Origin of the sequence: Streptomyces sp. T39 (assembly GCF_008042045.1) — a bacterium.
GTDB lineage: Bacteria > Actinomycetota > Actinomycetes > Streptomycetales > Streptomycetaceae > Streptomyces.
The window spans coordinates 1-3562 of sequence record NZ_RDBP01000044.1 but is presented as its reverse complement, the minus strand read 5'-3'; the positions used below and the strand labels follow the sequence as shown (position 1 = coordinate 3562).

Annotated in this window: 4 protein-coding genes; all 4 read right to left on the bottom strand. The window is 76.5% G+C overall.

From position 1 onward, the window contains the following. Positions 1–65 precede the first annotated feature (65 nt). Entirely contained in the window at positions 66–1391 is a 1326-nt protein-coding gene (locus tag EAO77_RS28950) for an SCO5717 family growth-regulating ATPase (protein ID WP_147991294.1), read from the bottom strand. Positions 1392–1698: 307 nt separating this feature from the next. Next, a complete protein-coding gene (locus tag EAO77_RS28945; RefSeq protein WP_147991293.1) occupies positions 1699–1932 on the bottom strand; it encodes a DUF397 domain-containing protein in 234 nt (77 codons plus the stop codon). A 208-nt stretch (positions 1933–2140) separates the two neighbouring features. Further along, positions 2141–2857 carry a hypothetical protein gene (locus tag EAO77_RS28940; RefSeq protein WP_147991292.1) on the bottom strand — a complete coding sequence of 239 codons (717 nt, stop codon included), beginning with the start codon at positions 2855–2857 and terminating at the stop codon, positions 2141–2143. After that, a partial coding sequence (gene eccE / locus EAO77_RS28935) for a type VII secretion protein EccE (RefSeq protein WP_147991291.1) occupies positions 2857–3562 on the bottom strand: 706 nt, incomplete at its 5' end. The genes EAO77_RS28940 and eccE, both read right to left, overlap by 1 nt.

Genomic DNA, 3562 nt, shown 5'->3' with positions numbered 1-3562 from the left:
ACACCGCCGGCGGAGCTTCCGGCCGCCCTGCCCGCCGCGGAGCCCCCGGCCGCAGCCGCCGAGCCTCAGCCGTGGGCGCCGGATCCCACCGCACCCCAGGGCGGCCTGCCGCCGCTGCCGCCCGGCTGGCCGGGGTGGGGCTGTCCSGGCTGTCCCGGCTGGGGGAAGCCGTAACTGCCCTGCGGAGCGGGTGCGCCCTGCTGGCCGGGGTGGGGCTGACCGGGCTGCGGGAAGCCGTAGCCGCCCTGCGGCGCACCCTGCTGCGGAACGCCGTGGCCGCCGGGCTGCTGCCCCGGAGCGGGAAGCGGCCAGGGTGCCGGAGCGCCGGGCGCCTGCGGCACCGCAGGCGGCGCCGAGGCGTCGGCGGTCGGCGCGGGCCACTGCTGGGCAGCGGCCGGGGCGGCCGGCTGGTAGGCGGGCGGCAGCGGCGGCAGGCCGCCCTGGGGTGCGGTGGGATCCGGCGCCCACGGCTGAGGCTCGGCGGCTGCGGCCGGGGGCTCCGCGGCGGGCAGGGCGGCCGGAAGCTCCGCCGGCGGTGTGTCCTGCGGCTCCTCGGCGGCGGGCGCCGCGTCCTCGACGTCGTCCGCCGGCTCGGCGGAGCCGGCCGGTGCGGCGGGGGAGTCCTCGTCGGCGGAGCCCGGTGCGGCACCGGAATCGTCGCCGAAGGTGTCCGCGGCGAACACGTCCGAGCCGAAGGTGTCCGGAGCGGACGCGTCCGCGGGGCCTGCGTCCGCGGGGGCCGGGCCCACGGCGTCGTCCTGCGCGTGGTCGGGGGCGGACGCCGGCGCCTCGGCGGTGTCGGCGTCACCGTCGCCGTCGGGGGCCTCGTCCCCGGGAGCGTGCGCGCCGGTGCCGCTCTCGGGTTCGGCCGCGCCGGAGCCGGCCTCCTCGGCAGCGGTCCGTTCGGCGATCTCGCGCTTCAGCGCGGCGGCGGAGAAGCGCATGGTCGCGCCGCTCTCCACGTCACCGCTGCCCGTGTCGTCGGTGCCGGCCTGGGCGGGCGCCGACGTCGGAAGGGCCGGGGGAGCCGGCTCGGCGGGGAGCGGCACGGCGGGCGCCGGCGTGACCGGCTCGGGCGCGGGAGGCGGCACGACGGGCCCCGGCTCGTGCGCCGAGGCACCCTGCCCCGCCGGGGGCGTCGCGGACCAGTTGGGCTCGAAGCCGCTCCCTGCCGGCAGGCCGGGCACCGCCACCGGCGCACCCTGCGGTGGAGGCGGCGTGTGCGGGGCGCCGCCCGCCCCGCCCGACGTGTCACCCGACGCGTTCTGCGTGTACCAGGCGGGAGGGGTGTAGTCGATGGTGAACTCACCCGTCAGCTCGGCGGGATCCGCGTCGGACTCGTCGACGGGAAGGTTCCAGCCCCCGTGGATCTCGTCCCGATCGCCGTTCACTTTGCCTCCTGGTGTGGTCGAGCACCCTTGTGCCGTCGTGGGTGGGGGCCACCGTTGACTTCCGATCGGCCCGGCTCTCCCCCGAGGACGCGGTGGGCATGCCCGTAGGTTCTGCATGCCGCGCCCCGACCCACCCTAATCGCCGACGTGGCCGGTCCGGCAGGCCCGCCCGCCCACCGTGACTGTCCTGTGCGTCACGCCGGACCCCGACGTGACGCAGGCACCCCGGAGCGTGAAGACTTACCGCCCGAATCGGCGCAAACGAACGGGGCCGACCGGAATCCGGCGGCCCCGCACCGTCACGCCGTCACGTCAGATCGAACTCGCCGTCCCGGGCGCCGAGTACGAACGCCCGCCACTCGGCCTCCGTGTAGCGGAGCACCGTCTCCGGGTCGAGGGACGAGCGCATCGCGACGGCCCCGTTGGGGAGATGCGCGATCTCGACACGCTCCTCGTCCGGGCTCGTGCCCGGGGCCCCGAGCCATTCGACACCGGAGATGTCCAGGGCGTACAGCTCGTCCTTCTCCTGCGCGCTGCCCATGTGGGTTCCTTTCGGTCACGGCCGGACGAACGCCCGGAACGTCGCACGGCGGCGAGTGTGCGTCGACGCGTCGCGCCGCGCCACGGCCGATCGTAGGGCAGGCCGGCGCCGGTCCGGGGGCCTTCGCAGGGCCTGCACACAACCGGGTGGCGGGCAGGCCGCGAACCGGCGGCGGCGAGCGTTCCGGGCCGCCGCGGGAGGGGCCGCCTCAGTCCATCCGGCGTGCCATGCCGAGGAGTCCGGACTCGGCGTCCGTCCCGCTCGTCATCACCCAGTGGCGTTCGCGTCCCGAACACCACAGGGTCACCCCGTCCGCCAGTGTCGGCAGGGCGGCGACCTCCGGCTGCGTGAGTCCGAGGATCCGGCCGATCTGCTGTGCCTCCTGCGGGGACACCCGCTGCACGCCGACCAGTGTCGAGGAGCGCATCAACCGCGGTGCGACGGGGCTCAGATAGGGGAGCAGCGTGAGCACCGACTGCCACGGCGACGACACCACGCGCCCCCGCGGGGGCCGCATGCCGCAGTCGCGCACCACCACGACCGGGCTGCCGACCGTCGCGCCCATCGGGGGCACCCGTCCGACGTCGTGCAGGGTGATGCACTCCAGTCCGGCTCCGGCGGCCTGCGCCAGCACCGTCCACTCCTGCCGGCGTCCGGTCTCCACGACGACCCGCGCGCCGGTGCCGGCCGCCCGGAGCGCCAGTACCTGGGCGGTCCACAGGCCGCCGATGAGCAGGACGTCGTACGGCGTCGAGCGGTGGAAGCCCACGAGTTGGGGCCGGCCCTCCGCGTCCTCGCCGATGACCACGCCGTCGTCGCCGACCGGCAGGGACAGCGCGGCGAGATGGTCCGCGGGCATCGAGTGCCCCGCGTGGCGCGGACCGATCATGCCGCGCAGCCCTTTCGCCGTTCCCGTACGGCCCATCAGCGGGCACCCCCCAGAGGCATCGTCGCCAGCACACCCGGCAGCTGTTCGCGGTCGAGCCGCAGCAGACCGACCTTCGCGCCGCGTGCCGCCTGCTCCAAGGCGCGGCGCACGCCGATCAGTTCGGTGTCGGAACCGCCGGTGATCCGCACATGGCCGCCGATGTCCATGGTGCCCTGGCGGGTGCCCCGCCGGACGGTCAGGCTGATCGTGGTGGCGTAGGCGGGCACCGCCGTCAGCAGCGACACCAGCTTCGGCAGCGGCACCGCTCCCCGGCCGAGTTCGGGCCAGCGGCCCACCGCGTAGGAGGTGTGCCAGCGGTCGTCGCACCGCCACACCCGGGAGGTCTCCGCCGTCCGGCGCTGGGGCGCGGTGTCGGGGCGGCCGGCGCGCGAAGCGGCGCGCGGGCTCGCACAGGCGGCGGTCGCCACGGTGGAGTTGAGTTCCTCCTGGTCGAGCACCACGGCCTGGAAGCCCGCGCCGGTGATGCGGCTGGCGACGTGGTCGGCGATGCGCACCAGGCAGCGCTGCGCACCCTCCAGACCGCCACCGCGGGCCTGTACGGCCTCCGGGCACAGCTCCGGGTCCAGCTTCACGGCGACCCAGGTCATGCGCAGCGCGGGTGCGCCGGTCTTCTCCTGGAGCGGGGCGTAGGACAGCCGGGCCACCGACTGCTGCGGCAGATGCGGTGCGGGAGCCGCGCGC

Excerpts from the sequence above, each read along its gene's own strand:
- EAO77_RS28945 (WP_147991293.1), bottom strand. The coding sequence starts at position 1,932 with ATGGGCAGCGCGCAGGAGAAGGACGAGCTGTACGCCCTGGACATCTCC.
- EAO77_RS28940 (WP_147991292.1), bottom strand. The coding sequence starts at position 2,857 with ATGGGCCGTACGGGAACGGCGAAAGGGCTGCGCGGCATGATCGGTCCG.